The 25,269-nt window shown below is 59.8% G+C and carries 21 protein-coding genes, 1 tRNA gene and 1 pseudogene; 11 read left to right on the top strand and 12 right to left on the bottom strand.

Annotation, left to right across the window (positions count from 1 at the left end; translation table 11 throughout):
• Positions 1-487 precede the first annotated feature (487 nt).
• The gene (locus tag U9R81_RS04700; RefSeq protein WP_322494359.1) at positions 488-1,033 is read right to left on the bottom strand and encodes a hypothetical protein; all 546 of its coding nucleotides are present in this window, start codon (positions 1,031-1,033) and stop codon (positions 488-490) included.
• 182 nt (positions 1,034-1,215) lie between these two features.
• Here U9R81_RS04700 and U9R81_RS04705 point away from each other — a divergent pair, with 182 nt between their 5' ends.
• From U9R81_RS04705 to U9R81_RS04725, 5 genes are all read left to right on the top strand, one after another.
• Entirely contained in the window at positions 1,216-2,307 is a 1,092-nt protein-coding gene (locus U9R81_RS04705; protein ID WP_322494360.1) for an NAD(P)-binding domain-containing protein, read from the top strand.
• An 85-nt stretch (positions 2,308-2,392) separates the two neighbouring features.
• Positions 2,393-2,468: transfer RNA gene (locus U9R81_RS04710), tRNA-Arg, on the top strand.
• Between the two features lie 100 nt (positions 2,469-2,568).
• Positions 2,569-4,377 carry an oligoendopeptidase F gene (gene pepF / locus U9R81_RS04715; RefSeq protein ID WP_322494361.1) on the top strand — a complete coding sequence of 603 codons (1,809 nt, stop codon included), beginning with the start codon at positions 2,569-2,571 and terminating at the stop codon, positions 4,375-4,377.
• Between the two features lie 63 nt (positions 4,378-4,440).
• The gene (locus tag U9R81_RS04720; RefSeq protein WP_322494362.1) at positions 4,441-4,809 is read left to right on the top strand and encodes a hypothetical protein; all 369 of its coding nucleotides are present in this window, start codon (positions 4,441-4,443) and stop codon (positions 4,807-4,809) included.
• A gap of 6 nt (positions 4,810-4,815) precedes the next feature.
• Positions 4,816-5,175 carry an expansin EXLX1 family cellulose-binding protein gene (locus U9R81_RS04725; RefSeq protein WP_322494363.1) on the top strand — a complete coding sequence of 120 codons (360 nt, stop codon included), beginning with the start codon at positions 4,816-4,818 and terminating at the stop codon, positions 5,173-5,175.
• 13 nt (positions 5,176-5,188) lie between these two features.
• Here the strand turns inward: U9R81_RS04725 and U9R81_RS04730 are convergent, their stop codons facing one another.
• Complete coding sequence (locus tag U9R81_RS04730) at positions 5,189-6,793, bottom strand: helicase HerA domain-containing protein (RefSeq protein ID WP_322494364.1); 1,605 nt, start codon at positions 6,791-6,793, stop codon at positions 5,189-5,191.
• A 158-nt stretch (positions 6,794-6,951) separates the two neighbouring features.
• On the opposite strand from U9R81_RS04730, the gene U9R81_RS04735 reads away from it, so the two are divergent.
• The 4 genes from U9R81_RS04735 to U9R81_RS04750 all read left to right on the top strand — a co-directional run bounded on the left by U9R81_RS04735 (position 6,952) and on the right by U9R81_RS04750 (position 9,759).
• Complete coding sequence (locus tag U9R81_RS04735) at positions 6,952-7,305, top strand: response regulator (protein ID WP_322494365.1); 354 nt, start codon at positions 6,952-6,954, stop codon at positions 7,303-7,305.
• Positions 7,306-7,473: 168 nt separating this feature from the next.
• Positions 7,474-8,265: an HAD-IIA family hydrolase gene (locus U9R81_RS04740; RefSeq protein WP_322494366.1), complete on the top strand. Its 792-nt coding sequence runs from the start codon at positions 7,474-7,476 to the stop codon at positions 8,263-8,265.
• Positions 8,266-8,319: 54 nt separating this feature from the next.
• A complete protein-coding gene (locus U9R81_RS04745; RefSeq protein WP_322494367.1) occupies positions 8,320-8,565 on the top strand; it encodes a hypothetical protein in 246 nt (81 codons plus the stop codon).
• Positions 8,566-8,817: 252 nt separating this feature from the next.
• Positions 8,818-9,759: a sortase gene (locus U9R81_RS04750; protein ID WP_322494368.1), complete on the top strand. Its 942-nt coding sequence runs from the start codon at positions 8,818-8,820 to the stop codon at positions 9,757-9,759.
• A gap of 54 nt (positions 9,760-9,813) precedes the next feature.
• Here U9R81_RS04750 and U9R81_RS04755 read toward each other — a convergent pair whose 3' ends face one another.
• The 10 genes from U9R81_RS04755 to U9R81_RS04800 form a co-directional block, all read right to left on the bottom strand.
• Entirely contained in the window at positions 9,814-10,032 is a 219-nt protein-coding gene (locus tag U9R81_RS04755; RefSeq protein ID WP_322494369.1) for a helix-turn-helix domain-containing protein, read from the bottom strand.
• A gap of 11 nt (positions 10,033-10,043) precedes the next feature.
• The gene (locus tag U9R81_RS04760; protein ID WP_322494370.1) at positions 10,044-10,685 is read right to left on the bottom strand and encodes a phosphatase PAP2 family protein; all 642 of its coding nucleotides are present in this window, start codon (positions 10,683-10,685) and stop codon (positions 10,044-10,046) included.
• An 11-nt stretch (positions 10,686-10,696) separates the two neighbouring features.
• Positions 10,697-11,851, bottom strand: coding sequence for a glycosyltransferase family 1 protein (locus tag U9R81_RS04765; RefSeq protein ID WP_322494371.1), 1,155 nt, complete (start codon positions 11,849-11,851; stop codon positions 10,697-10,699).
• Positions 11,852-11,853: 2 nt separating this feature from the next.
• On the bottom strand, positions 11,854-12,909 hold the full coding sequence (locus U9R81_RS04770; protein ID WP_322494372.1) for a lysylphosphatidylglycerol synthase transmembrane domain-containing protein: 1,056 nt from the start codon (positions 12,907-12,909) through the stop codon (positions 11,854-11,856).
• 96 nt (positions 12,910-13,005) lie between these two features.
• Complete coding sequence (locus tag U9R81_RS04775) at positions 13,006-13,962, bottom strand: NAD-dependent epimerase/dehydratase family protein (RefSeq protein WP_322494373.1); 957 nt, start codon at positions 13,960-13,962, stop codon at positions 13,006-13,008.
• Complete coding sequence (locus U9R81_RS04780; RefSeq protein ID WP_322494374.1) at positions 13,959-15,434, bottom strand: O-antigen ligase family protein; 1,476 nt, start codon at positions 15,432-15,434, stop codon at positions 13,959-13,961. Before U9R81_RS04780 ends, U9R81_RS04775 begins: the two co-directional genes overlap by 4 nt.
• 11 nt (positions 15,435-15,445) lie before the next feature.
• Positions 15,446-16,867 (bottom strand): sugar transferase, encoded by a 1,422-nt coding sequence (locus U9R81_RS04785; protein ID WP_322494375.1) that lies wholly within the window; start codon positions 16,865-16,867, stop codon positions 15,446-15,448.
• Between the two features lie 470 nt (positions 16,868-17,337).
• Positions 17,338-21,939 (bottom strand): glutamate synthase large subunit, encoded by a 4,602-nt coding sequence (gltB, locus tag U9R81_RS04790; RefSeq protein ID WP_322494376.1) that lies wholly within the window; start codon positions 21,937-21,939, stop codon positions 17,338-17,340.
• A gap of 375 nt (positions 21,940-22,314) precedes the next feature.
• Positions 22,315-23,193: a J domain-containing protein gene (locus U9R81_RS04795; RefSeq protein ID WP_322494377.1), complete on the bottom strand. Its 879-nt coding sequence runs from the start codon at positions 23,191-23,193 to the stop codon at positions 22,315-22,317.
• Between the two features lie 162 nt (positions 23,194-23,355).
• Positions 23,356-23,739 (bottom strand): hypothetical protein, encoded by a 384-nt coding sequence (locus U9R81_RS04800; protein ID WP_322494378.1) that lies wholly within the window; start codon positions 23,737-23,739, stop codon positions 23,356-23,358.
• A 278-nt stretch (positions 23,740-24,017) separates the two neighbouring features.
• Between U9R81_RS04800 and asd the strand changes: the two genes are divergently transcribed.
• Positions 24,018-25,064 (top strand): aspartate-semialdehyde dehydrogenase, encoded by a 1,047-nt coding sequence (gene asd, locus U9R81_RS04805; RefSeq protein ID WP_322494379.1) that lies wholly within the window; start codon positions 24,018-24,020, stop codon positions 25,062-25,064.
• Positions 25,061-25,269: pseudogene (locus U9R81_RS04810) on the top strand (hypothetical protein); the annotation flags it as partial. The gene asd and the pseudogene U9R81_RS04810, both read left to right, overlap by 4 nt.

Genomic DNA, 25,269 nt, shown 5'->3' on the forward strand with positions numbered 1-25,269 from the left:
CAGGCGGGGTGGAAGATACCCGCACAGGTATGGTTCGCGCTGAAGCGGGAGCTTGCTTCGGGCGCTACGCGCCCTCGCAATGACATTGAGGGGCGGACAGCAAGGCACCCGGCCCTTTAGGGCCGGGCTAGGGGTACGAAGCCCGCTGCGAGAGCTGATATGGCCCTCACCCCCCAGCCCCCACTCCCACCGTACGGTGGGAGTGGGGGAGCCTCGCGGTGCATAGGTACGGCACTGCTGGAGCGAATGTAACAGCGCCCCTCTCCCGCGCCAGTGGGAGAGGGGCTGGGGGGGAGGGCAAACTGGCGCCTCGCAACGCCATTGGAGCGGTATGCCGCAGCTCCCCTCTCTCGCGTCAGTGGGAGAGTACCGGGGATGAGGCTACACCAGCGCCTCGCAACGCCATCAGCCACATCTGCGTCCATCGGTTCTGTCTGCCGATCCCGCGCAATGACAAGCGAGGGCAGCGCCTCACACCGTTATCCCCTCACATACCGCTGGCAAACGACATCGCGTTACGCGGCGGTTGTGGCACTGCGACCGGTAAGGCCGGCCCACAGTAACACAGCCGATCGTCGCGCCAGTCAGCTAACCCGATTTCGGTCAGCCATGCCGTGACAGTGGCTGCCCGACGCAGGGCAGTTGATTCGGCTAAGGGGGCGAGTTGTTGGAGGATGTGCGCAATATCATGGCGCGTCAGACCTTCGGGGGCGCCACGGAGGGCGGCAATCACCGAGCGGGTAGGCTCGTACCGCAAGAGTTGCCGGCGGAGGGCAGCGCGCTGGTCGGCGCGGTTGTAGCGCGTGAACGCGAGCCCGAACTTGGTCAGTTGCGCCGTCTCGGTCTGCTCGCCGATCTCGATCAAGCCAATGATCCGCGCTGCCTGCATGTAGTAGAGGCCTTGACGCTGACCCTTGGCGCCGATGTATTTTCCGATCTCCTCTGCCGTTACTCGCCCGCGCGCAATCGCTTCCGCAACGCGCGCCACGTCCCAAAGCATATCGGCCTGTGGAATGTCCGCTGTGGTCAGCATCGCAGTACCTCCTCTTCCTTGCACGTACCCGCTCATACTCTGTCTTTACCATACCATACTCGAACGTTTGTGTCAATAGAGAAATTCGCGCAAATGTTCACATCTTAACGCGCGCGCACGGTTGTGTCTTTTGCGGATATGATACAGATGGAGTTAGCAATGCACGTTGGAGGTGTTGATTCATGACCGACGATATTCCGCTCACTTCTACGCACGAGGTGGCGATTGTTGGCGCTGGCCCCATTGGGATCGAATTGGCTGTCTGTCTCAAGCAGGCCGGCGTAGATTACATCCAGTTCGATGCGCGCCAGATTGGCTATACGATGACGTGGTGGCCGCGCAATACCAATTTCTTCAGCACCACCGAGCGGCTGGCAATTGCCGGCGTACCCATTCCTAATAACCATCAGCAGCGGATCACCGGCGAAGAGTATTTGGCGTACCTGCGCTCGGTGGTTGAGCTGTTCGATCTGCGGGTGCAGAGCTACGAGCCGGTCAGCGCATTACACCGCGAGCGCGACGGGTTCACGCTCATCACCCAGCCGCTCAGCGGGCCGCGCCGCTATTCCGCGCGCCGGGTGGTGCTGGCGATTGGCGATATGCACTTTCCCCATCGCCTCAATATCCCCGGTGAAGATTTGCCGCACGTCAGTCACTATTTTCGCGATCCCCACGACTATTTTCGCCGCCGGTTGCTGATCGTCGGCGGCAAGAATTCGGCGGTCGAAGCGGCGTTGCGTTGCTGGCGGGCCGGTGCGCAGGTGACGTTGTCGTACCGGCGGGCCCAGCTCGATGCCAATCGCGTGAAGCATTGGCTGTTGCCCGATTTTGCTGCCCAAGTCGAGGCCGGTACGATCCGCTTTCTCCCCCAGACGATACCAGTCGCGATTGATACCGGCGGGGTGACGCTGGCTCGCACCGATGCCGATGGCCATCCTACCACCGAGCAGTTTTACTGCCCGACCGATTTTGTTTTGCTGGCGACCGGCTTTCGCGGCGATCAGAGCCTGCTCGAACAAGCTGGCGTGATTTTACAGGGGCCAAACCGGGTGCCGGTCTACGATCCGGCGACGATGGAGACGAATGTGCCCGGTTTGTATCTGGCCGGTACGGTGGCCGCCGGCATTCAGCAACGCTACACACTCTTTATCGAGAATTGTCACGAGCACGCCGGCAAAATTACCCAAGCGCTCACTGGGCAGTGGCCGGCGCGGTTGGGTGATGTGGCCGCGCGCACCTATCAGCTCAGTTTCGAGCAGATTGCCGCGAATTAGATGGGGAGGAGAGAAGGCGGCCTGCACGCCTTCCTTCCTCCCTCTTGCCAGAACTGGCGAGGTTACAGTATAGTAATGAACGCGCGGGGCTGTAGCTCAATGGATAGAGCACCGACCTTCTAAGTCGATGGTTGCGCGTTCGAGTCGCGCCAGCCCCGCCATCTTCCTCTTCTCCCCTCTTTGTGTCGCCAGTTGCTGCCATCCTGATCGAACAGAGTATAATATTTGCGAACCGCAATCGTACCGAAGGAGACTATTGCAATGCAGACAGTGCGGGAACGCAGCGAGATCCCGGATCAGTATAAGTGGGATCCGTACAGTATCTTTCCTTCTCAGGCAGCGTGGGAAGCAGCGATTGATGAGACGGATGCGCTGATCGCCACTGCTGTCCAGTTTCGGGGCCGGTTAGGTGAAGGCTCGCGCGTGATTGCCGATTTTCTCGGTTTGAGCGAGACGATTATGCGCAATGTCAGCCAGATCGCGGTCTTTGCCACGATGTTTTACACGGTTGATACCAATGACCGCGCGGCGAGCGCGATGCGTGATCGGGCAACCGGCTTGCAGGCGCGGGCGAGCGCGGCGCTGGCTTTTGGCGAACCGGAGTTGCTGGCGATCGGCGGCGATCAGTTGTTGGCTTGGGCTGAACAAGATGAGCATCTGGCAACCTATCGCCATTACTTCGAGCGCCTGATCGCGCGCGCGCCGCACGTTCGTTCCGCCGAGGTGGAAGAGTTGCTCGGTCAAGTGCGCGATCCCTTTGCCGCGGCGAGTGCGGTGCATGGCGTGTTGGCCAATGCTGAGTTGCGTTTCCCGCCGGCGTATGATAGCAACGGCGAAGCCCACGAGATTACCCAAGGCACGATCAATGCCTTAATTACCCATCCCGACCGCACCTTGCGCAAGAACGCTTGGGAAGGCTATGCCGATGCCCATATCGCGGTCGAAAATACCATGGCGCAGTGTCTGGCCGCCGGCGTCAAGCAGAATGTGTTTATTGCTCGCGCTCGCCGTTACGCTTCGGCGCTGGAAGGTGCGCTCAAGCCGAACTTTATTCCGCTGGAGGTCTTCCACAATTTGATTGCGACCTTCGAGCGTCATTTGCCAGTGTGGCATCGCTATTGGCGAGTGCGCCGCGCTGCTTTAGCGGTTGATGAGCTGCACGTTTACGATACCAAAGCGCCGCTTGCCACGCCGTTGGTGGTGCCATACGAGCAGGCGATTGATTGGATTTGCGCAGGTATGGCGCCGTTGGGCAGCGAATACGTGCAGATTATGCGCCGCGGTTTGTGCGAACAGCGCTGGGTTGATGTCTACCCCAATCGCGGCAAGCGAGCCGGCGCGTTTTCGACCGGCGCTCCCGGCACCCATCCGTTTATTATGATGTCGTACAACGACGACATCTTCGGCCTTAGCACGCTCGCCCACGAATTGGGCCACTCGATGCACTCGTACTATACGCGCCGCACCCAGCCGGTGATCTACTCGAACTACGGCCTGTTCCTCGCTGAAGTGGCTTCCAATTTTAATCAGGCGCTGGTGCGCGATTATCTGTTCAAGACCCTGACTGACCGCAATGCCCAGATTGCTCTGATCGAAGAAGCGATGGCGAATTTCCATCGCTACTTTTTCATTATGCCGACACTGGCCCGCTTCGAGTTGGCCATCCACCAGCGCGCCGAGCGTGGTCAGCCGCTGACCGTCACCATCTTCAACGAGCTGATGGCTGATCTCTTTGCCGAAGGGTATGGGGCCGAAGTGGTGGTTGATCGCGCGCGGGTCGGCAATACGTGGGCTCAGTTCTCGACCCATCTCTACGCCAATTTCTACGTTTACCAGTATGCGACCGGCATTGCCGGCGCGCATGCGCTCGCCGCGCCGATCACTGCCGGCGAGGCCGGCGCTGCCGAACGCTATATCAACGAGTTTCTCAAGGCCGGCGGTTCGCGCTTCCCGCTCGATACCCTGCGCCGGGCCGGGGTTGATCTCGCCTCGCCTGAACCGGTCGAGCGCACCTTTGCCGTGATGGCGGCGTATGTTGACCGGCTGGAACAGTTGGTCAACGAGGGCTAACCCGCCGGGTGGCGCAGTAGGATGCACCACCTGCGGCTATACAATCCCTGAGAGGTGCTTGCGATGCGCCGCTATCATCTTTGGATGCTGCTGGTTGCCCTGCTCTGGCTGGCGTTGTCACCAGCGACAGCCCAATCGCCGTATCGCGTCTTTGTGCCGCTCGTGGCGCGCCCAGCCCAGAATCCGCTTTTCAGTGGCGAGGCGACCTATTACCTCGAAGCCGACGGGAGCGGCGCCTGTCTGTTTGACCCCATCCCCGGCGATCGAATGGTGGCGGCGATCAGCTATCTTAATTATGGCAATGCCGATTACTGCGGCGCCTATGTCGAGGTCTCCGGCCCGCAAGGGAGCATAGTGGTGCGGATTGTTGATATGTGCCCGGATAACCCCGGTTGCGGGCCGAATCATCTCGATCTTGCGCCGCAGGCATAGGGCCGCGTGCCGATCACGTGGCGCGTGATCAGCCCGCCGCTGAACGGGCTGGTGCAGGTTCACCTCAAACCGGACAGCAATCCGTGGTGGTTGGCGTTTCAGGTGCGCAATCATCGCAACCCGATCGCCAAGCTTGAGTATCACACTCCCCAAGGCCAGTGGGTGGAATTGGCCCGTACCACGTATAACTACTTCATCCGGCAGTGCAATTGCGCGAATGGCGAGCTTGGCCCCTTTACGTTGCGTATTACCGACATCTACGGCAATGCGTTGACCGAAACCGTGCAGTTTAGCACCCTCTCGCGCGCGAGCAATTCGCCGGGTGAGTTGGTTAACGGGAGCGGCCAATTTCCCGATGGGCCGTGAGCTGCACGCACGCTTAATCGGGAAACAATTCATCAACCGCTTGTTGAGCTGTGACCATATCGCTGGCGCGGCGCATGCGCTGTTCGATAAAGCGATAAAATTGTTCGTCGTAGGGGCGGGTTTGCACTACCACTGGCATCGGCACCGCATGGCCCAACACCAGCGCCTGCTGGCGCGTGTCGAGATTGGCCAGCACGGCCCGTAGGCGCGCGCTGCCGCCAACGCCGGTAAACACCGCGTCAATGTCCTGTTCATCGCTGAGCAGCGCAGTGATCCGCGTGCCGAGCTGGCTGAGCACTTCGCTGTCGATCGATGAGGGGCGTTGGTCAACGACCAGCAATGTCACGCTGTACTTGCGCATCTCGCGGGCGATCGTGCCAAAGATCGTCTGGCGGGCAAGGCGCGGATTGAGAAATTTGTGCGCCTCTTCGATCGTGATCATCAACGGGCGGGGCCGGTCAGCCTCGCTTTTGGTGTGTAAATACCGCTCGGTCTGCTTGCGCCAGCGTTGGTGAATCCGGCGGGTAAGCACGTTGGCGACCAGCATATACGCCAACGGATCGTCATAACGGCCAAAGCTAAGCACCACGTGCCTCTTGGCCATCAGCGCGTTGATCAAGTTATCAACCTTTGAGAGGTCGGCTTTCTCGCACACAAATTCCAGCCGCTTGAGCTGCATGGTCTTGCGTTTGAGCGCATTGAGCGAGGCTAGACTGGCGCTCTTTTCGTCGGCAAAGTTCTTCAGCTCGTCTTGATCCATCTCCCAAAGCTCGGCCAACCATCGTGCGCCGTACTTGTCTACCAATAACTCCGCCGTTTCGGCTGCGGTTGGATTAAGATTCAGCTCTTCGCTCAGCAAGAGCACATCTTCCGGCTCGATCTGGTCATAACCGATCACAATCTCGCCATCGATGCGCGAGCGGTCAAACGCGCCGCCGGCCAGCGCATAGACCAGCACCTTGCTGCCGAAGAGCTGGCGCAACCCTTTCACGAAATTGGCCCCTTCCGAGCGCGCCGACCAGCCGTATTCGTCGTGCATGTCAAAAATGAGGTTTGATGCGACATCACCTAGAATGACACCGCACACCAGCAGCCGGGTCAGAAAGCTCTTGCCGGTGCCGCTCTTGCCAAACACCCCGTTCGAGCGTTCAACCAGCCGGTTCAGATCAATACAGACCGGCGCTGACATATCGAGCGGCGTCCCGATCATAAACCGGCTGCCCTCTTCGTGGCCGAATACTTTGGTGAAATCGGCTTCGCTCGCTTCAAATAACGGGGCAAAATGGTGCGGCACCGTCTTGACCGGCAATAGCTCGGCGCTGCCGTCGAGCGGCAGCATCAGGCGCAAATCAAGCCGGAGTTCGCCGTAGGTGGTCGTGCCGGCTAGGACGTGGCTGAAGAACTCGTCATCCGGCGGCGGATCGGCCATCACCTTGGGCGTGGTTGTGCCGAGGCGCACGTCCGTCACCATCGAAAAGAAGGTGAACCGTTGGCCCTGCACCACCACAAACTTGCCGACCCGCACATCCTCGACTGATGTGCCGGCATCAAGCCGGATGGTCAATCCCTCTAGCAGCGATCCTCCGGTGACGACGCCGAGGCGCTGTCGTTGTGGCATAGCAACCTCCTCAACAAGCTGGTTCTGGTTGATCCTAGCACATCTTGCCTAATCTTGGCGCCAAAAATGACGAGAGTGTTAGCTGAGAGATGTGGAAATTGGCCCGCCGCATTCGTTTCATGAAGTGATATTTGCTGAACGGATTGAGTGAGACACCTATGCGCATTCTCATCGTAGAAGACGAATCTAATGTGCGCTCGTTCTTGCAAAACGCCATGAAGGCGTTGCGACGCGGCGTGAAAATTGAAACGGCAACAAATGGCGCCGATGGCCTGAAGATGGCGCGCCGGCAAGAGTACGATCTGATAATTACTGATTACCATATGCCAAAACTGACCGGTCTCGACCTGACCTTCACCTTGCGACAGGAGGGGTGCACGATACCGATCGTGGTCGTTTCGGCCGATCCGGATACCGAAACCGATGCAATAGTGGCTGGTTCTTCACTGTTTCTGCACAAGCCGGTTTCGCTCGAAAATCTCCGCTATATGCTTGATATGTTTGGATTATGAGGCTGCGTTTGTGGGGCGCTGCTATGCGTCTACCATAATAAAGCGCTAGTTCGCATCTACGAGGGGCAACGTACCGGTTGCCCCTCGTATCGCCTTGATCGAACGGTGCTGCCAGATATGGTACCATCTCAGACAATATTGGCGATGTGTGAGAGGGTTGGAGACACCATGCAATCGATCCCCCGCTACAACGGCTACATCTTTGATCTTGACGGCACCATCTATCTCGGCGACACGCTCTTGCCGGGTGCTGCCGAGCTCCTAGCGACCTTGCGCCGTGAAGGGCGTCGGATTACCTTTCTCTCGAATAACCCGACCAAAACCCGTCGGCAATACGCTGAACGCTTGCAACGCCTCGGCATTGCCGCCGATGAAAGCGAGATTGTGAATAGTTCGGCGGTGATGGTGGAGTGGCTGTTAGCGAACGCGCCGGGAGCGCCATTGTTTGTGGTGGGGGAAGCACCCTTAATCGGTGAGCTGGAAGCGGCTGGCTTCCCGCTCAGTGAACGTCCGGGTGAAATCAAGTTTGTCGTGGCCTCGTTTGATCGCACCTTCACGTACCGCAAGCTCCAGATTGCCTTTGATGCCATCCGGGCCGGCGCGCGCTTGGTCGCAACCAATCCCGACCGGTTTTGTCCCGTTCCCGGTGGCGGCGAGCCAGATGCAGCCGCGATCATCGCCGCCATCGAAGCATGCACCGAAGCGCGCTGTGAAGTGATCGTGGGCAAGCCATCGCCGATTATGGCCCGCACGGTGAGTAATCTGATCGGGTTGCCGCCGGAACGCTGCTTAATTGTTGGTGATCGTTTAATGACCGACATTGCCATGGGGGTGACAGCCGGCATGGATACAGCGTTGGTCTTGACCGGCGATAGCCAACGCGCCGATTTGGAACGCTCGCCCTACCAGCCGACATACGTGCTTGAGCGCATTGATGAATTGATTGGCGAATTGGCTTGACGACCGGGCAGCTTCCGGCTACACTATCAGTATGATTGATAGAGAGGAGTACCCATGACTGCCGCTCGTCGCACCCCCCATGCTTTGCCTCAATCTCCATTTACCGGCGATCAGCCGTCATCGCTGCCTGCCGACGTAGGTGATGCCTCGTGGCCGCTAGTGATGCGGGCGTTGTTGCTGCTGCATGGCACAGCTTTGCCGCCCGATCCGCTGATCGCGGCTTTGTCTGACGCTGATTTGATCGCATTGCGCGGCAGTCTGACGTTGCTCCAGCATGATGAGCCGGCCAACATTGCCTGATCGGCGTAAGCGCAATAGGGCATAGGCTCTCAGCCGTAGTGTAGAGCGATAGTGGGGCAAGGGCGGGTTGCTAACCCGCCTTTTTGAGCCCCCAAGCGCCGGGTTCCTCTCGCCGTTTTGCCTTTCCCAGCCACTACGATCGCTCATACATCCTTTCGTCTACGCCGTGCGTAGCATAAGATGCGGCGCAATCCGATCCGGCGGGTCGCGTGGTATACTGAAGACAGCAAACAGCGATGAGGATAGTTGGCAATGCTCCACCGTTTTCCTATGCTCGGTGAACGATTTTGGCATCTGATCACGGGCCGGCGCGTCGCACCGGCGCGGCGTGGGCCGTGGCTGCTTGGTACGGCGCTGATGGTGCTTGGTGCCGGTTTGTTGATCTATGTCTTGGTGACGACCTTGCAGATCGAATATTACCGTTGGGCTGCGCGCGGTGATTCGCCCCTTCCTGCGCCGCAGATCACCACCAGCGGTTTCCGTCCGGCTGATGCACGGCCATTGCCGTTGCTGCCCGATCTGGCGCCGGCAGCGCCAGCAGCGTCGGCTGGTGATCTTCCCCCGCCTGCGGCAGCGCCAGCAGCGCCGGCTGGTGATCTTCCCCCGCCTGCCGCCCCCGCGACGAGTACGCTATCCGCGGTAGGCAGCGGTTTGTTGATCTCCGAACCGCCTGAGCCGGTGCGCGCCGAGTGGGTGGCTACGGTCGATCGACTGGTCATTCCGGCGATTCGGGTCGATTTTAAGGTGATAGAGGTCGGCTGGGATACGATCGAAGAGAACGGCCAATTGATCTCGGTCTGGCAAGTGGCCGAGTATGCGGTCGGCCAGCACCGCGGTTCGGCCAACCCCGGCGAAGGCGACAATATCGTGTTGGCCGGCCATGTGGGAGGTTATGGCCGCGTCTTCAAAGATCTCTTCTACCTCAAGCCCGGCGATGAAGTGATTGTGTATAGCCGCGGCCAGCCGTACCGTTACATCGTCAACGAGCGGATTGTCGTTGATGAAGAGGGGGCGCCGCCTGAGCAGCGTCTTGCCAATGCCCGCTATATTGCGCCTACCGGTTATGAAGTCGTGACCATGGTTACTTGCTGGCCGCCAAGCGGTCCCGATAAATTTAAGCAGCGGGTGATTGTGCGAGCGTTGCCGGTGAAAACGACTGATGATGGCGCGGTGCTGCCGGATAGCACGCGCTAGAAGAACTACCGCCGCTGTACGACCGCAGTATTCCGCGCGCTCGCTGCGGTCGTATCACTCATCATCACGCTCACCATTGATGCGCGTCGTTTCCAACATCTCTAACACGCTGGTCCCGCGAATAAAGACCCGGCGCAACCCGGCGGGCCGGCTGGCCGCCAGTTGCCCGCTGCTAATCAGGCGTTTGACGGTGCTCAGGCTGACGCCGAGCAATCGAGCCACCTCTTCGCGGGAATAGACAGCATCAGGATTGATCCCCTCACGGCGTGCCATATTTCGTTGCCTCACACCAGCCCAAACAGCCGGAACACGCCAAGGACGCAGACCACCGCCAGACTCATCCCGGCGATCACCTGCATCAAGGTGTGATTGCGGGTGCGCAATCGTGCCCAGCCTAACACAACGGCTGCCGCCCAACACAACCCTCCCAGCATCGGCAAGTAGATGCTAGCCAGTGTGGCGCACGAGCCAATGCTGGCCGAATGAATGCTAATCTTCCAAAACAGATTAATAATGAACGAGATCGCGTTCATCACCGCGACCGATACCAGCATCGCCAACAACGGCAACGGCGCGTTCATCGCCCACAAGATGGCCGTGCCGGCCAACACATTCGCTATGCCAAACAAGTAGAGTTCGTTGCGTTGGCTGCGCACCGAAATATCGTCATCGCTATACGCGCCTTGGCGCAGGCGAATATTGAAAAAGATGGTCGGCGGCACCACGTGCAATAATGCGCACACGATCGACCACCACAATCCGCTCACCCGGTTATCGCTGCCAAACACGCCGACGATAAAAATACTGACAATGCCCAGCGGCACGGGGTGCAGAATCTGCGAGATGCGCCGGGCTATCGCATAGCCGCGCCCCGGTAATGCGCCGCGGCTAAGCGCTTCTGCGGTCAGATCGTTTGGTTGCATCATGCTCATCATCCTCAAGTGGCAGCGGCTGTTGCCGCAAGCTCACGGTAGATTGCCACCAGCGCCTGTCCGGTCTGTTCCCAGCGAAAGGTAGCGGCCTGCAGCGGCCCGACGGCGCGGAGTGGCGCCGGATCAGCGAGTGCAGCGTGGATGCCGGCAGCAATATCTTCGACCTCTAGCGGATCGACCATAATCGCGGCTGATCCCGCCACTTCAGGCAAACTTGCGACCTTGGCCGTAACAACTGGGGCGCCGCAGGCCAACGCTTCGAGGACCGGAAAACCAAACCCTTCGTACAATGATGGGTAAACGAAGGATTCAGCTAGATTATACAATGCCGGCAGATCATCGTCGGCAACAAAATCGAGGAAGTGGATGCGCTCACGCGCGCTCGATCGCTCGACCGCGGCAAAGATCTCGTCGTATAGCCAACCGCGCCGTCCGGCAATCACGAGGTGCAGATCGGGGTCGTCGGCGCTTACGAGCGCGAATGCCTGTAACAAACGCACCAGATTCTTGCGCGGTTCGAGCGTGCCGACGAAGAGCAAGAAGCGATCGGGCAAGCGCAGCCGCTCGCGCACCGGCGCCGTCTCAGCCGCTGGCATTGGCCGGAACCGTCCATCCACCGCTGGGTAGAGCAGGCGGACGCGCCGGCTGGGAATGCCGTACAGCCGGCCCAAATCGTTCGCCGTCGCTTTTGAGTCGACCACGATCAAGTCAGCGCGCTGTAACGAACGCGGCACGGCTGTGCTTAAATAGCGGCGCAAATTTGGTTCGGCGCAAGCCGGTTCGACCAGAAAGGTTAAGTCGTGGATCGTGAGCAGCGTGCGGGCTTTGGTTGGCGGCAAGACAAAATCGGGCGCATGTACCACATCAATCGGTCCGATCAGCCACTCGACCCGGATCGGCAACCGCAGCCGTTGCCAGAGGATCGTCAATAGGCGCGGACTGATCGGGATGGGTCGTAAGGTGATGTTGGGGTAAGCCGCCGCTAATTCGTGCGTGTAGCGCGCAAAGGGACTCTGCGGATCAAGCCCGCCGGACGCATAAAAGAGGTGGAAAGCGAGGTCAGGGCCTGCCTGCACTGCCGCGCGCACCAGTTCGCGCGTATACCGGCCAATCCCGGCCCCTTGCCACATCCCCGCTGTAACATCAATCCCGATCCGCATCACTACTTCCGCCGGCTGAACAAATAGAGGATGAAGCCAAAGACGACAATGCTCCAGAAATTAATCAGCCGGTCGAGCAAGGTCACTGCGCCCCCCAGACTAGCGGCGATGCCGAAGAGGGTCAGCACAGCGGTGATGGTGCCTTCTACCACCCCCAAGCCGGCCGGGGTAATTGGCAATGCCGTTAAGAGCGATGAAGCAAGGGCGACGAAGATAATCGCCGATAGGGTCAGGTTGAGACCGGTGTGATTCAACGACTGGATCACAAACCAGAGCCGGAATCCTTCCAGCAGCCAGATCGCGCCGGTAAAGGCGAAGAGCCGCGGCAAGATAGCCGGTGTGAATGACTTCAGCGCCGATTGCTCGAAATTGCCATAGACTTGGTGGAGCCGGCGCGGAATCACCCAGCGGATCTGCGGCCCTAGCCAGCGCATGCCGGCCAAGCTGCTCATAATAACGACCACGAGCAGACCGCCAAAGAAAAAGACGATTTGCGTGCCTTCAGGCATCTGCACGCCAAAGGTGAGGTAGCCGGAAAGCACCAGCAAGCCGAACAAGCCAATCATATCGAGCAGCCGCTCGGCGAAGATCGTGCCAAATGTGGCCGAAAATGAGACATTGCCGTTATGCTTGAGCAGATAGCCGCGGTACGCATCACCGAGCTTGGCCGGCACAATACAATTGGCAAACCACGACAAATAGATATACTCAATCAGCGCCGGCAACGAAGCCCAATTGCCCCGGCCCGATTGGATCGGCACCCCAGCGTTAGCCAGCAGCATCCGCCACCGCAACGCGCGCAGCGGGAATGTCATGTAAAACACCACCAATCCCAATCCGAGCAAGATCGGATCGGCTGAGCGCATATATTGCCACGTCGTCGAGAGATCAATGTCAAGGCTACGCACCGCAAACGCAACAATGGCAATCGCAATCCCAAACGAGATCAGCGTGCGTGGTTGGCGCAGCCGCTGACCAAGCGAAAAGTTGCTGCGCTCTTCACCGTTTGTTCCGCGCTCGGTGGCCGGTAGCTCAACCGATGATGGTTGATCGGTCATAGGTATGTGCGCCTTCCCGTGATTCGTTACGGTTGCTGGTTCGCTATCTAGCATAATCCTACTCGATCCTACGACGTGGATGCAAATATCAATAAGTTAACGTTCGATCTCTGCGCAATACCATGCCCAGAAGCGTTCCACCCCTTCTTCAATCGCCACCATTGGCGCAAAGTCGAGGAGCTGCCCGGCTTTCGTCGTATCAGCGTAGGTGATCGGCGGTTCAGTCGCCGGCAACGGTTTGACCTCGATCTGGGCCGGATAGCCGGTAACGTGTTCGAGCAAGCTGACAAAGTGCCGCAGTTCCACCGGCTGGGAATGGCCGAGGTTGAAAATTTCGTAAGGTTGCGGGCGGTCGAGGGCGTTGATGACACCGGCAATGATGTCGTCAATGTAGGTGTAATCGCGAAACAAGTTTTCACCGCCATTGAAAAGGGTGATAGGCTGCCCGCGCACCATGCGCTCGACAAACAGATACGGTGTCATATCGGGCCGGCCGCGCGGGCCATAGACGGTAAAGAAGCGAACCACGCTGATCGGCAGGCCGTACAGGCTGTGGAAGGTGTACGCCAGCACTTCAGCCGCCTTCTTGGTGGCCGCGTATGGCGACAGTGGCCGGTCGGTAGGATCGTCTTCACGAAAGGGGATGCGATCGGTTTTGCCGTAGACCGATGAGGTCGAGGCGATCACCAGATTCTCGACCTCGGCGCGGCGCGCTTGTTCCAACATCACCAGCGTGCCGCCTACATTCACCGCTTCGTACAACAACGGATTGGCAATCGAGGGCCGGGGGCCGGGCATTGCAGCGAGATGGGCGACATAGCGCGGACGGTAGCGGGCAAAGATCGCGGCTACCGTGTCATTATCCCGAATATCGCCCTCGATGAAAGTGAACCCCGGTTGTTGCAGCGCCTGCGCCAGATTGCGCCGCTTGCGCGCCGGGCTGTAGTAGTTAACCAGATTGTCAAGACCGATCACCTGTTCGCCGCGCGCCAGCAGGTGATCAACCAGATGGCTGCCAATAAATCCGGCTGCGCCGGTGACAAGATACGTCATACGTCCTCGTTATCAATCGGCTGGGAAGCAGGCTCGGCGGTGATGGTCGCCAGCAGCGCAATCACGGCGCCAAGCTGCACTCCCATATTCAAGACGTGCAGATTTTCAAAGAGATTGTGACCGCTCAGCGCCCCAATCACGCCTATCCCGCCGAGCGCAATGCCGCGCGTGAGCCAATCACGCGCCCGCCGGATCGCGCTAATGGCAATATACCAGACACTGCCGAGCCAAATGAGATAGGCGAGCGCGCCGATCAGTCCGCTTTCCGCCGCAATGTGGAGGTAGTAGTTGTGGGCATGGCCACGCGAATCATACCACGGTTTGATCCACGTTGGGGTTTGCCCGCTGTAGACTAGCCGTTCGTAGGCGATGCTGAAATTGCCCGGCCCCACCCCGAACAATGGGCGCTCTTGAATCATGTGCCACGCTGCTTGCAGATGGGCCATGCGCTCGACTACAGCGAAATTGGCCGGCGTGATTTCAACGCCGCGGGCATCAAAGGGGCGCAGGTTTGCGAAGATGGAACTGACGCGATTGCTGAATGCTGCCGGCACTAAGCCGCTATTGAGCAGCAAGAGACCCCCAAGGCCGGCGATCAGCGCCGTTGTGACAATGATCCCCACGATCCGGCGGCCGTACCGTCCGGCAAACGCGATGCCTAACACCAAGACCCCGACCACGGCCCCAATCCAGCCGCCGCGCGAGAAACTGGCCAGCAACCCGCCAAGCAAACTTGTCCCGGCCAGTGCAATCGCGCCGAGGATCAGCCACCAGTGGTACGTGCGACAGCGCTGCGTTTCGATCAGGGCTAATCCCATCCCGGCGGCCAATGGCCATGCTTGATTCAGGTAGCCGGCAAACGAGTTGGGCTGGCCGATGGTGCCATACGCGCGCACGCGGCCGCCGCCAATCGCGAAGCTGTCCGGGCCGATGCCGGTCAGGTATTGGCCAATGCCGATCAGGCCGGTGATCGCCGGCGCGGCCAGCAAACAGGCCACGAGGACGGCCCGTCGCCAGCGTGCGCGGGCGGGGTCTTGCAAGGCCCATACTGCGGCGAGGGAGATGAGCAGTACCGTCCCCCAACGCAACGTCTCTTTCAAGCCTTCGCTGCGGCTCAATGGGGTGAGGGCAGCAGCCAGCGCCAGCGTCCAAATGAAGATCGCTAGGGTAATGCCTGTGATCCCCGGTTTTGGCCAACGCTGGCGGACGTGCCACAACAGGCTCAATGCCACTAACCCAAAGCAGAACTGGGTGACGCTCATCCCGCCGGGCAGCGTCACTAATTGCTGAAAGGGCACCGAGAGGACAGCCAGCGCCACTGGCCAGACCGGATCACTGGCCGCAAGCCCCACCGCAACCAGCCCCAGCAGCCAACTTACCGCCAGCAACGGCAGCATGACGGCTAAGCCGGCGCCGGTCGCGATTGCACCCACGAGCCACAGCCAGCGTGACCAATCTCGTTGTGCCATCATTGGGAACTGCATCACCACGCGCCGCGGCCAGACAAAATCGCCGGAATAACCATCATGAGGATGCGCAGATCAAGGCTCAATGACCAGTTCTCGGCATAATAAATATCGAGCCGAACCTGCTCATCAAACGAGATTTCGCTCCGCCCCAGCGCCTGCGGTAGGCATGCCAACCCCGGTTGCACTTCCAGCCGACGATGGTGCCATGGCTCGTAGCGGGCGACCTCTTCGGGCAACGCCGGACGCGGGCCGATCAAACTCATCTCGCCGCGCAGTACATTCCACAATTGCGGCAACTCGTCGAGGCTGGTGCGCCGTAACCAACGCCCCACCCGCGTCACGCGCGGGTCGTCGCGAATCTTAAACAGCGGCCCATCGGCTTCATTGTGCGCCAAGAGCTCTTGCCGGCGCTGTTCGGCGTCGGGCACCATCGTGCGGAATTTGTAGCAGGTGAACAAGCGGCCATGCTTGCCGACTCGTTGTTGGCGGAAGATGATCGGGCGGCCCGAATCGATCCAGATCAAGAGGGCAATCATCGCGGCCAGCGGCAGCGTGAGCGGCAGACTCAGCAATACTGCTGCTAAATCAAAGGTGCGCTTGAGCGCCAGATTCAAGCCGTGCAACTGAATCTCTTTGGGTTGCAGCAGCGGCACGCCGCTCAGATGCATAATATCAACCCGGTCAAAGCTTAGTTGATAAATATCCGGCGCGATTTGATACTCAACCCCTAATTGTTGGCAACGCGCGGCCAGTTCGGGTAAGCGATCGTAGTTCCAAAACGGCAAGGCAATGATGACCTGCTGGATCTGCTGTTGTTCGATGGCCTGCTCGAGATCGTCGAGATCGCCAAGATGTTGAAACACGCGCGCGCGATTGGCTGCAATGATCGGTTGCTCGCTCAGATAGCCGGCGAGGGTATAACCGACCCCCGGTGATGCGGTCAGCGCGTGCATCACCAATTGGCCCAACCCGGTGCCACCTACTACCAACACTCGTTCGCGGCCTAAACCGCGTGACCAAAACCAGTGCCGGATTCCGATCAGTAAGAGCCGCCAACTCAAGAGCAACTCAATAATGGTAATGACCGCAAATGCGAAGATGAGCCGTGAATAAAAGAATGGCCGGTAGAGAAAGACCACCACCATGACCAGCGCGATCATCGTGATCACGCTGCCAGCGATAGCCTCAGCTTCATCGAGCAACGTCATTCGCCGGCTTGAGCGGTAGAAGCCGCGCATGATGAAGCGCAACCCCAGCAGCAGTTGCAGCATGAAGACAATGGGTAAGAACGCGCTGAATGGCACCTGATTTTCAATCGCTACTTCAGCGATGATCCGGTCAAATGGCGGCGGCCAGCTCACTTGATAGCGCAAGATGTAGGCCAGCGCAAAACCGGCGAAGATCAGCGCTTGATCCACCAACAATAAACCAACCATCGTCCAGCGTCGTCGGTGGCGCAACCGCTGGCGTGTGGTTAGAGGTTGCCTCTCTTGTGCCGGTGGGTGTTCTATCATGTGCAAGCCTGTGTGCCTGCCCAACCGTGCCGAACGTGAAGTGGTCGTCGCTTGCTGCATCAGCTTAAGAAGCATCGTGCTGATACGAGGGTGTGTCTCCGGCTTGTTCAAACTGGCTGGCCCTTGCCTGCCGATATTCAACGTAGAGCATAATCCCCGGTGAAGCTGCAATCAGAACCATCAGTGCTATCAGGCTGACCCAGAGCATACTTGGCTCTTCTCCGTTGCTAATAAATGATGATGCCGTTGCTATTGTATCGGGCAAGGTGATCGTTACCCGATGCTGTCATAACGCAGCGCCTATCTTACCACGACCCGGCTAGTCTGCAAACTGATAAAAAGCTGACAGACGGGACAGAGTTGCTGTCCCGTCTGCCAGTGCTGTATACCGGTTACGCAGCGTGCGCTTTAGCCGGCTCTTCGGTGCCTTCGGCAGCGGCTTCGAGTTGGGCCACCGCGTCGCGGGGCCGCACGGTGAGGAACAAGTTGCGATAACGATCCCAGCGGGCCAGAATCTCGCTACCACGCGGGCTCTTGGTCAGCTCGACGTGACGGCGAATGAGATCGCGCAACCGCATCTCATCGCGATCGCTGAGCGGGCGCAGTTCAACCAACTGCGGGTTATAGCGTTGGGCAAACGTGCCGTGTTCGTCGAGCACATAGACCACGCCGCCGGTCATACCGGCGCCGAAGTTGCGCCCGGTCGGGCCAAGCACCACCACCGTGCCGCCAGTCATGTATTCGCAGCCGTGATCACCAATTCCTTCCACCACTGCCGTCGCGCCGGAATTACGCACCGCAAAGCGTTCGCCGACCCGTCCCGCCGCGTACAGTTCGCCGCCGGTGGCGCCGTACAGCAACGTATTGCCGGCGATCACATTCTCGTGCCAGACGTATTGCGCGTCTGGCGGCGGGGCGATGCTGATCAACCCGCCGGCCATCCCCTTGCCAACATAATCGTTCGCGTCGCCGATCAGGCGCAACGTTACCCCCGGCGCATTGAAGACGCCGAAGCTTTGGCCGGCGTGGCCATAGAACGTGATCGTAATCGTATTGGGCGGCAAGCCTTTGCTGCCGTACAGATGCCCGATTGCGCCGGCTAAGCGCGCGCCGACCGAACGGTCGCAGTTGTTGATCTGGTACTGCAAGCGTACCGGGCCGCTGGCTTCGAGCGCGCTAGCCGCATCGCGCATCATCCGGTCGTTGAGGCTCTCTTCCGGCGGCAGCGCGTTTGGCTTGCCGCCGTGGCGGATCGGGCCGCACCCGATCAAGCTGGCCGCACCCAATACCGGCATCATATCGAGCAGATCGGCAGTCTCAACTCCGGTGTGGCGCTGGCGTAGTAAATCGGTGCGCCCGACCGCTTCATCAATCGAGCGCAGGCCGAGGCTGGCGAGAATTTCGCGCACCTCTTGGGCCAAGTAGCGGAAGAACGCCATCACCATCTCCGGCTTGCCGGGGAACTTGGCCCGCAGATCGCCGCGCTGGGTGGCAATTCCGACCGGACAGGTGTTGTTGTGGCAGGCGCGGGCCATAATACAACCCTCGGCCACCAGCGCGGCGGTGCCGAACGAAAACTCGTCCGCGCCGAGCAAGGCCGCTATCACCACATCGCGCCCCGTCTTGAGACCGCCGTCGGTGCGCAGCCGCACCCGCTCGCGCAACCCGTTGAGGATCAGCGTCTGCTGCGTTTCCGCCAAGCCAAGCTCCCATGGGATGCCGGCGTTTTTAATGCTGCTCAGCGGCGAAGCGCCGGTGCCGCCAGAATGGCCGCTGATCAAGATGGTATCGGCATAGCCTTTGGCCACGCCGGCGGCTACCGTACCGACGCCGGCAGTTGCCACCAATTTGACCGAAACGCGCGCATTCGGATTCACCTGCTTGAGATCATAGATCAACTGGGCTAAATCCTCGATGCTGTAGATGTCGTGGTGCGGCGGCGGGCTAATCAGCGCGACGCCGGGCACGGTATGGCGGATGCGCGCGATCTCTTCGTTGACCTTATGGCCGGGTAACTGGCCACCCTCGCCGGGCTTGGCCCCTTGCGCCATCTTGATCTGCAACTCGCTGGCGCTAGCGAGATAGGCCGGCGTGACGCCAAACCGGCCCGACGCCACTTGCTTGATCCGCGAGTTGCGCTCGTCGTGGTAGCGCTCCGGCGCTTCACCCCCCTCGCCGCTGTTGGCCATGCCACCCAGCCGGTTCATCGCGATCGAGAGCGTCTCGTGCGCTTCCGAGCTGGTCGAGCCGTGGCTCATCGCCGCAGTCGAAAACCGCTTCACGATCGACTCGATTGGCTCTACCTCATCAATCGGCACTGGCGGGCCAGCCGGCACAAACTCCAGCAGATCACGCGGCTCGACCGGTGGCCGGTTGTTAACCAGTTCGGCATAAGCGCGGTAGGTGGCATAACCCTCGCTGCTCAGCTCCGGGCCGGTGCTGTCGCCATTCAGCGCGTGCGGATTGCGCACCGCTTTGTGGAGGGCATGCACAACCGCCGGACTGAAGGCGTGGTATTCGCCGTCCTTCTTAAACTTGTAAAAGCCGGGGTGCGGCAACGTCACCCTTCCGGTTTGGAAGGCGCGGGCATGGCGGGCGGCTAGATCGCGGGCAATGCGATTGAACGAAATACCGCCGACCCATGACGGCGTACCGGTAAAGCAGCGCTCGATCACCTCGTGGGCCAATCCGACCGACTCGAAGATCTGTGCGCCGCAGTAGCTGTCGAGGGTCGAGATGCCCATTTTTGACATAATCTTCAACAAGCCCTTTGCGAGTGCGTGGATAAAGTGCGCTTCGGCTTCCAGCGCCAGCGTACGGGCGCGCGCATCGCTCTGCTCGTGGTCGAGGCTATGCTCGGCGCGCTGGCGCACCGCCTCGCGCTCGACCGCGATCCGGCGCACGCTGGCCAGCGCCAGATAGGGGTTAATCGCCTCGGCCCCATAGCCGATCAAGGCGGCAATATGATGCACTTCCCGCGCTTCACCCGTCTCGACCAGCAAGCTCACCCGCGAGCGCAGGCCGGTGCGGATCAGGTGATGGTGAACGGCGCCGGTAGCGAGCAAGATGGGCAATGCAGCGTGATCGGCATCAACCCCGCGATCGCTCAAGATCACGATCGCCGCCCCCTCACGTACCGCTTGGGCCGCCTCGTCACCGATCCGGTCGAGCGCCTTGAGCAGACTCTCGGTCGTAATCTGGCGGGCCGGGAAGAGCAGGCTGATCGTCTTTGAACGCAGCAGCGGATCGGTTTGGCCCCGAATCGCCTGCAACTGGGCATCGGTCAGAATTGGCGACGTCAGTTGCAGCAGGTGGGCATGCTCTGGCGTCTCGAGCAAGATCGAGCGGCGGCGGCCAATACCGACGCTGAGCGACATTACCAGCTCTTCGCGCAGCGGATCAATTGGCGGATTGGTCACTTCGGCGAAGCGCTGCTTGAAGAAGTGGAACAATGGGCGACCAAGTTCCCATTGCGAAAGAGGTGGGATCGGCGTGTCATCACCCATTGAGCCAACCGGTTCGTGGCCGGTCATTCCCATCGGCTTGAGGATCACGTTCAGCTCTTCGGAGGTATAGCCAAACGCCATCTGCAACGGTTGCAGGTCTTCCGGTTCATCAGTGACGACAGGGGGCAATTCGGCGGGGAGATAACACAAATGCTCGTTCAGCCATTCGGCGTAGGGTTGGCGCGCAGCCAGCAGCGATTTGACCTCGCTATCGGTATAGATCTTCCCGGCGGCGGTATCGACGGCCAGCATCTGGCCGGGGCCGAGCTTGCCTTTACAGACAATCCGCGTTTCGGCGATCGGCACCGCGCCGACTTCCGAACCCGATACGACCAAGCCGTCATCGGTTACAATGTAGCGCGCCGGGCGCAAGCCGTTGCGATCGAGTGACGTACCGACGATCACGCCATCCGAGAAAGCCAGCGCCGCTGGGCCGTCCCACGGCTCGATCAGACACGAATGGTACTGGTAGAAGGCGCGCAGGGTGGGATCAATATCCTGCACCTTTTCCCATGCTTCCGGCACCAGCATCGCCGTCGCATGGCGAATATCGCGCCCGGCCATCACCAGCAGCTCCAGCGTATTGTCGAGCATTGCCGAGTCAGAACCGCTCTCGTCAATCACCGGCAGCAGTTCGCTCATTGGCGGCGCGCCACTGGGCAAGAAATCGTCGGGCAACGTAATCGCTTGCTCGCGGGCACGCATCCAGTTCACATTGCCTTGCAAGGTATTGATCTCGCCATTGTGCGAGAGCATGCGGAAGGGCTGGGCGCGATCCCACGTCGGGAAGGTGTTGGTGCTGTAACGCTGGTGATAGACGGCCAGCGCAGTGGTGAAATCGGGATCGCGCAGGTCGAGGTAGAAATCGGCTAGATGGGAGCCGAGTAACAACCCCTTGTAGACGACCGTGCGCGACGAGAAGGAGGGGATATAGGCCGGCAGGCCGGCGCGGCGGAAATACTTCTCCATCGCCTTGCGGGCGAGAAAGATCGTGCGCTCGAAGGTGCGATCATCTAGCCCTTGCGGGCGGCCAACAATCACCTGCCGGATCGTCGGCATTGCCTTGCGCGCGCGCTCGCCGAGCACATCGGGATCGACCGGCACCTCGCGCCAGCGCAGCAACGGCAACTGGTGTTCGGCCAGCGCCTGCTCGATCAGCGCGCATGCGGCGGCGCACTGGGCGGGATCAGCGGGCAAGAAGAGCATGCCAAGCGCGAGATCGGTCTCAGCGATGGTGATGCCGGCAGCGGCCAGCTCACGGCGTAAGAGCCGGCGTGGCAGTTGGGTCAGTACGCCAGCACCATCACCGGTGCGCGCATCATCAGCCACTGCGCCGCGATGTTCTAGGCGGCTCAACGCAGTGAGGGCCAGCTCAAGAATATCTTGACTCTCCCGACCATTCACGCGGGCCACGAAACCGATGCCGCAGGCATCATGCTCAAAGCGTGGATCGTAAAGTCGGGCTGGGTCTCGCGCAGGAAGGTACATCGCTCGTTCCTTGCTCTTCACTAAGTAGACGGATGCCAAGTACAAAACAGACAAAAGCGCGCTCGCTGCTCCTCGGCAATGAGAGAGAAGGGCGAGCGCGCTCTCGCGTTTACAATTTATGGTAGAGATGATGATGCCGCCGTGCGATCAGGGTGATCGCCTTGCGGCAACTAAGCCAATCCCTTTTGATTCACTAATAATATAGATGAAAGATACAGGAAAACGCCACACTCGATCGTTGAGTGTGACCACTGTACCGCCCGGTACGGCTAAACAGCACTGTTATCGCGGATTATTTCCAAATACTATACCGCACTTTAGGCAATCATGTCAAGCGGTTTTGTGCGAAAGTACCAAATAGGCCGGCAAGCCGGGTCATTTCTGATCTGCCGGGTTTCCGGTGAGTCGCTGCAACTCTTCGATCAACTGGCGGGCTTGGGGGGAAAGATTGGTTGGCAAAACGGCGCTCACGGTGACGTATAAGTCGCCATACCGCGGGCTGCCCATCAGCGGCATACCCTGTTCGGCGATGCGAAACACCCGGCCATTCTGCGTTTGAGGGGGAATGGCTAACTTCAGCGTTTTGCCCGAGAGCAATGGGATTTGGATTTGCCCGCCCAGCAGTAACGTGTACATACTTACCGGCGCGGTGGTGTACAGATCGTTGCCTTTGCGCTCAAAGCGGGGATGCGGCTTAACCGTGACCACGAGATACAGGTCGCCGCGGCGACCGCCGTTCAGGCCGGGGGCGCCTTCGCCGGGAACGCGCACCCGCTTGCCGGTATCGATCCCGGGAGGGATTTTGACGGTTATAGTACGCGGGGTGCCGTTAGGGTTAGAAAACTGCAACGAGCGTTGGGTGCCGAGGTAGGCCTCTTCGAGCGTCAGCTCGACGTTCTGTTCGACATCTTGGCCGTCGAGTCTGACGTTGAACCCGCCGCCGGGAGAACGCCGGGAGCCGAAGAGGGTTTCAAACAGATCGGCCACATCGGTAGCGTTACCGTAATCAAACCCGCTGTAGCCGGCTTGCTCATAGCGGCGAAAATCGCTGCCGAACCGATCGTACTTGGCGCGCTGCTCTTTATCGGACAGCACCTGATAGGCTTCGTTAATCTCTTTAAACCGGACTTCGGCCTGCGGATCGCCCCGATTCACATCGGGATGGTACTTGCGTGCCAGCCGCCGGTACGCCTGCTTAATCTCTTCATCGCTGGCCGAACGGTTTACGCCAAGCACCTGATAATAGTCCTTCATACACCTGCCTCGCGCCGCAGAGCCTACCGCCACATGGGTCTGTTTTCGATTGTAGAGAGCGTTGTCGCCAGCGTCAAGACAGGCTATGTTAGATCTGTGTTAGCATAGCAACGGCGCGGGGGTACCCCCGCGCCGGAACGGCCTTGTCGCCGCACGGGAACGTCAGGCAAACTCGAACCGTTCCAATTCGCTGCGCCGGAACGAGGCTAAGGCGGCGAGATCGCGAATGGTGCGCTGGATCAGGTCGCGTTCAAGCGGATCGTTGTAGCTGCGCACCAAGCGCCGGATCGCTTCGTGCCATTCGGACGGCGGTGTATAGCGGTAGATTGGCTGGCCGCCCATCGTGTTGGTTACCGATAAGAACCCGGATGCGGCCAGTTCGTCGAGCGCCTGTTGCACGCTCCAGATATCGCGGAAGAGCCGTTCGGCGATCGCGGCTGCTGATAGCTCGCAGCGAGGGTTTTCATGAAACATGAGGAGCACATGCAGCTTGGTTGGGGTGTCGAGCACGTGCTCTAATAATCGCTGGACGTGCGGGTCGTTCATGACGCTGCTCCTTCCTGCGTGATCAACAGTGATCACCGTTGCTTAGGGAAGATAGGACGACTCCTGCGTCGTGGGAGGAGCGCAAATAGTGAGGTGGAGCTGAATAATGTTTCAGATCTCATAGAGATTATACATCATCGTGGGTCGAAATGCTACTCTTTTACCGGCTTTTTTCACAACAAATGTGGGCGAATAATAACCATTATGTAGTTGTTTATGCAACCGTTCGTCTTTGAGTATAATGAAGGCAATTGAGTTCTAGTGACAGGAGGTCTCGGATGGCTACGATCCCGGTTGCAGTGCTGGGCGCCACCGGCGCAGTGGGCCAGCGCTTTATTCAATTGCTCGAAGGGCATCCGCTTTTTGAGGTGGTGGCGCTGACCGGTAGCGAGCGCAGCGCTGGCAAGAAGTATCGCGAGGTTTGCCGGTGGGTGCTCGATACGCCGATGCCGGCAGCGGTGGCCGATCTGACGGTGCTCGATGCCGATGCCGATCTGCCGGCGCAATTGGTCTTCTCGGCCCTGCCCAGCAATGTCGCCGGGCTGATTGAACAGCGGTTGGCCGCCGCCGGCCATATTGTCTGTTCCAACGCTTCTAACCACCGGATGGAACCCGATGTGCCGCTGGTGATCCCCGAAGTCAACCCCGACCATCTGCACCTGATCCCGGTGCAACGGCGCCGGCGCGGCTGGTCGGGCGTGATTGTGACCAACCCCAACTGCACCTCAACCCCGGCGACGATGGTGCTGCGTCCATTGCTCGATACCTTCGGCGTGCGCCGCATGCTGCTGGTCAGCATGCAGGCCCTCTCAGGCGCGGGCTATCCGGGGGTGCCTAGCTACGATATTGTCGATAATGTCATCCCGTTTATCGGCGGCGAGGAGCCAAAGCTCGAAATTGAACCGCAAAAGATGCTTGGCCAGTTGCGCGATGAGGCGATCGTACCGGCGAGTTTTGCCACTTCCGCGCACTGCAATCGGGTGCCGGTGCTCGAAGGCCATCTGGTCTGCCTGTCGATCGAACTCGAACAAAAGGCGACGCCTGATGAAGTGACAGCCGTCTTGCGCCAATTCCGCGGCTTGCCCCAAGAGCTGCGCTTGCCCACCGCGCCTGAACAGCCGATCATTGTGCGTGATGAACCCGATCGTCCGCAACCGCGCCGCGATCGCGACGCTGGCCGGGGCATGGCCACAGTCGTTGGCCGCATCCGCCCCTGTTCGCTGTTTGATATCAAGCTGATTGCTCTCAGCCACAATACGATCCGGGGTGCGGCCGGCGCGTCGATTCTGAATGCCGAACTGATGCATGCGCAGGGGTGGTTATGAATGGGTGGGCAACGATTGCCGATCTCACCGGCGATTATGTGATCTATCGCGATTTGCAGCCGTGCGACCCCGCTTTGCCCGGTTTGGCTACGTTGCGCACGGTGTTGGGCCTGCCGGCCAATGTGACGCCGCGCAAGCGTGATGTGGCATACGCGCGGGTGATTCTGGCGCTGGCCCGCGCGGCGCAGGCGTTGCGCAACGGCCC

Source organism: Chloroflexus sp. (assembly GCF_034435895.1).
Lineage (GTDB): Bacteria > Chloroflexota > Chloroflexia > Chloroflexales > Chloroflexaceae > Chloroflexus.